Origin of the sequence: uncultured Meiothermus sp. (assembly GCF_937863175.1) — a bacterium.
Taxonomy (GTDB): domain Bacteria; phylum Deinococcota; class Deinococci; order Deinococcales; family Thermaceae; genus Meiothermus.
Genome location: NZ_CALMCQ010000047.1, coordinates 1 through 4,129, shown reverse-complemented (window position 1 = coordinate 4,129; position 4,129 = coordinate 1). Strand labels below are relative to the sequence as shown.

Sequence of the window (4,129 nt, the reverse complement as noted above, 5' to 3'; positions counted from 1 at the left end):
AGGTGCCCATCACCGGAGGGCTTTCCAGCTCGGCCGCACTGGAGGTGGCCACGCTGTAGCTTTCCTTTGGGTCAGGACAAGTCCGGCCTGTACACCTGAGAACCATTGAGCCTGGCCCCGGAGGGTGGATGGGGCATCGGTGGTATAGTTGGTGTCAACAGTAGAAGCAATCGTGCAAGCCCTGAACGAGAAAATTATTACACTCATTCTTAGACAAAACTGGAAGTTATTAACATTTCTGATTTCATTCCTCTCCGATTGATATATCCCATACGGGTATTTGACATAATACCCCCTGGGGATATATTCTACTAGCCAGGAGGGTGAGTATGCTTTTCAAACAGATTTACGAGGAAGGACTGGCCCAGGGCAGCTACTTTATCGGGTGCCAGTCGCAGGGTACAGCAATCGTGGTTGACCCCCGACGGGATGTTCAGGTCTACCTCGAGGAGGCCCGCAAAAACGGTATGCAGATCGTGGCGGTCACCGAGACCCACATCCACGCCGACTACCTTTCGGGCGCACGCGAGCTCGCCAGGGCCGCCGGGGCTAAACTTTACCTGACCGACGAAGGCGACGAAAACTGGAAATACAGCGGCCTCGAGGGTTTCGACTACCAGCTTGTGCGCGATGGCGACCAGATCAGGCTGGGCAATATCACCCTCACGGTGGTGCATACCCCCGGCCACACCCCCGAGCATATCAGCTTTCTGGTGCAGGACGGCGCTGCCGCCACCGAGCCGGGTTTTATCCTGACCGGCGACTTTGTGTTTGTGGGGGATATCGGTCGCCCCGACCTGCTGGAAGAGGCCGCTGGCATCCTGGGCACCGCCGAACCAGGGGCTCGGCGCATGTTCAAAAGCCTTAAGGAAAAATTCCTCGCCCTGCCCGACTATGTTCAGGTCTGGCCCGGCCACGGTGCGGGCAGTGCCTGCGGCAAAGGGCTGGGAGCGGTGGCCAGCACCACGGTGGGCTATGAGCGCCTGTTCTCCTGGTGGGCCGATTACCTGCGCTCCGGCGACGAGGAGGGCTTTGTGAGGGCCCTGCTTTCCGGCCAGCCCGAAGCCCCCTACTACTTCGCCCAGATGAAGCGGCTGAACCGCGACGGAATGCCCATCCTGGGCAGCCTGCCCAAGCCCGACCGGTTAGCCCCAGCCCAGTTCCAGCAAAGGCTGGCCCAGGGGGCCATCCTGGTAGATACCCGCGACAAGCTGGCTTTTGCCGGCGGGCACCTCCGGGGGGCTATCAACCTGCCAGGGGGCAAGAGTTTCTCGACCTGGGCAGGCTGGCTGCTGCCTTACGACCAGGATCTGGTTCTTCTGGCGGGCAGCGAGCAGGTTGACGACCTGGTCACCAGTCTGGTGCGGATTGGTCTGGATCGGGTAGTGGGGTATATCCCCAGCCTCGAGGGCTATGCCGAGCGTGAGCTCGAGATCGTCCCCCAGATCACCGCTGCCGAAGCCAAAGTGCTGTGGGAAAAGGGCGAGGCTGCCATCCTGGACGTGCGCGGGGCCGACGAGTACCTGGCCGGGCATATTTCCGGCGCCCAGAACATCCATGCTGGACGGGTGATGAGCAACCAGCAGCGCATCCCCAAAGACAGGCCGGTGATCGTGCACTGCCTGGGCGGAGACCGCTCCTCTACTGCCATTAGCGCGCTGCTATCGGTGGGATTTACCAACCTGATTAACCTGACCGGGGGCATCCGGGCCTGGCAACACGAGGGCTTTGCAATTGAAAAAGGCCAGCCCCGCGAAGCAGTCGGAGCCTGAAACATAACCAGCCAGGCCCTGGTTCTCGAGCCAGAACCAGGGCGCAGCACAAAACAGAACACATTATGAATAGAAACCTGGACACCAAGACTGCCTATCAGACCCTGAGCCGGTACCAGGTCGTAGATGTTCGAGAGCCGCACGAGTGGGCCGAAGGGATGCTACCGGGTGCGCTGCGGCTCCCGCTTTCTGCGCTCGCATCCCTGGCCCCGCTCTACCTCGAGCGCGAGCAACCGGTTCTGGTCTACTGCCGCAGCGGCAACCGTTCACAGGAGGGTTTGCAGACCCTGCAGCGCCTTGGCCACAACAAGGTCTGGCAGTTGGAAGGGGGTCTTATGGCCTGGTGTGAGGCCGGGATTCCCTGCGCCAGCCACGTCTAAACGGGGCCATCCGGCATCAGGATGCGCAAGCAGAACCAGCAGGCCTTGCGCATCCTCAATAGCGCAGTAGCCAGCTGCAGACCGAGCTTGATGCATCAGACTGCATATTTTGGAAACACCTCAAGGAGACCCATGTTGACCGTACCCTACAAAGACATCAGCCCTAAAGAAGCCCAGAAGCTGCTCGAGCGGAAGACCTTTTTTGTGGATGTACGCGAGCCCGAAGAGTATGCCCAGGTACGCATCGAGGGTGCGGAGCTGATCCCCCTGTCGGAGTTCTCCGGGCGCTACCAGGAGGTTCCCCACGATCAGCCGGTGGTTCTCTACTGCCGTAGCGGCAACCGCAGCTCCCAGGCTGCTGGCTGGCTTGCGGCCAAAGGCTACACCAATTTGCTCAACCTGGACGGGGGCATCATGGCCTGGTATCAGGCTGGGCTGGCCCTGGATACCCACCCCGTGGAAGCTACCTACCACCAGACCGCCTTTACTGAGCTCACCCCGCACGAGGCCCAGACCTGGGTACAAGAGGGAGCCTACGTGGTGGATGTACGTGAACCCTACGAGTACGCGATGGGGCACGTGCCGGGAGCCGTCAACGTCCCGCTGGGACGCTTTACCGCCGAGGTGGGGAGGCTCCCCAAAAACCGCAAGCTGGTGGTGGTCTGCGCCTCCGGTGGCCGTTCCTCCCAGGCTGCGGAATACCTGGTGGGACATGGCTTTGACCGGGCCAGTGTGGGCAACCTCGAGGGCGGCACCTACGGCTGGATGAGCGCCGGGCTCGAGGTGGAACGTTGATCGCTTGGCTTAAGAACCTGCTGGGGGGCGGGGTGGCCGTTGGCCGCCTGAGCCCTGCCGAGGCCCAGGAGAAGCTCAAGGCTGGGGCCTTGATGCTGGATGTCCGTACACCTCTGGAGCGCCAGGAAGGCAAAATCCCCGGCTCGCAGGGGCTGCCGCTGGACAAGCTGGAAAGTGAGTGGGAGAAGCTGCCCCAAAACAAAGAAATTATCTGCCAGTGCCGCAGTGGCAGCCGCAGTGCCAGCGCGGCGCGTTTCCTGGCTGGCAAAGGCTTTAAGGTCTACAATCTGGCCGGCGGTATCGAGGCCTGGAAACAGCAGCGTTTGCCGGTAAAGTGATGCAAGATCTCTTCCCCAACGAACTTTCCCTCTGGCAGAAGCGCGGTGCGCTCTTGCTGGATGTGCGTGAACAGGGAGAGTTCGAGAGCGCCCGCATCCCCCACTCGCGCAATGTCCCGCTGGGGCAGCTTCTGGAGCACCTGGATAGCCTGCAAGGCCCCATCGTGACCCTCTGTGCAAGCGGCAGCCGGGCCGGGCTGGCCGCCGAGGTGCTCGAGTACGAGGGCATCGAGGTGGCCCGGCTGGTGGGGGGTATTCAGGGGTATGCGGCCCAGGGCTACACGCTCGAGCGCCCAACGAAACCTGCCTCCAATGAGGATTCAGGGCAGCCCTCTCCGCAGTTGGCAGTAGAAATCCCTGCTCCAGGCAAAAGCGCCCTGCCTGAGACTGGTTTTAAGCCGGAGGATGCCCCTTGCTCCTAGCCCTGGTCGGCGCGGTTTTGATTGGCCTGTCACTGGGAATGCTGGGTTCGGGCGGTTCCATTCTGACCGTGCCGGTTCTGATCTATCTGGTGGGCCACCCGGAGAAGCTGGCCATTGCCGAGTCGCTGGCTATCGTGGGCCTGATTGCTCTGGTAGGGGCCATACCCTACGGCCTCCGGCGGCTAATTGACTGGAACAGCGTCCTGTTGTTTGGAATTCCGGGGATGGCAGGAACCTACCTGGGCGCCTACTTTTCCCAGTGGGTGCCCGGGGTCTGGCAGTTGGGCTTGTTCGCGGTGGTGATGCTGGCAGCGGCCCTCCTGATGTTCCGCCCGCCCAGGCTCGAGGCCCCACCCAAGCAACGCTCCTACCTCAAAATTATCCTGGACGGCCTGGTAGTGGGTGTCCTCACCGGCCTGGTC

Annotated in this window: 6 protein-coding genes; all 6 read left to right on the top strand. The window is 61.7% G+C overall.

What is annotated here, in order from left to right:
• The first annotated feature begins 329 nt into the window (after nucleotides 1–329).
• Entirely contained in the window at nucleotides 330–1,772 is a 1,443-nt protein-coding gene (locus Q0288_RS01985) for an MBL fold metallo-hydrolase (protein WP_299426367.1), read from the top strand.
• 65 nt (nucleotides 1,773–1,837) lie between these two features.
• A complete protein-coding gene (locus Q0288_RS01980; protein WP_299426364.1) occupies nucleotides 1,838–2,152 on the top strand; it encodes a rhodanese-like domain-containing protein in 315 nt (104 codons plus the stop codon).
• Nucleotides 2,153–2,284: 132 nt separating this feature from the next.
• Nucleotides 2,285–2,947, top strand: a complete 663-nt coding sequence (locus tag Q0288_RS01975; protein WP_299426361.1) for a rhodanese-like domain-containing protein — start codon at nucleotides 2,285–2,287, stop codon at nucleotides 2,945–2,947.
• Nucleotides 2,944–3,285: a rhodanese-like domain-containing protein gene (locus Q0288_RS01970; protein ID WP_299426358.1), complete on the top strand. Its 342-nt coding sequence runs from the start codon at nucleotides 2,944–2,946 to the stop codon at nucleotides 3,283–3,285. Before Q0288_RS01975 ends, Q0288_RS01970 begins: the two co-directional genes overlap by 4 nt.
• Nucleotides 3,285–3,707 carry a rhodanese-like domain-containing protein gene (locus Q0288_RS01965; protein ID WP_299426355.1) on the top strand — a complete coding sequence of 141 codons (423 nt, stop codon included), beginning with the start codon at nucleotides 3,285–3,287 and terminating at the stop codon, nucleotides 3,705–3,707. The genes Q0288_RS01970 and Q0288_RS01965 overlap by 1 nt, the downstream gene beginning before the upstream one ends.
• Nucleotides 3,698–4,129, top strand: a 432-nt coding sequence (locus tag Q0288_RS01960; protein ID WP_299426350.1) for a sulfite exporter TauE/SafE family protein, incomplete at its 3' end; no start/stop codon positions are given. The genes Q0288_RS01965 and Q0288_RS01960, both read left to right, overlap by 10 nt.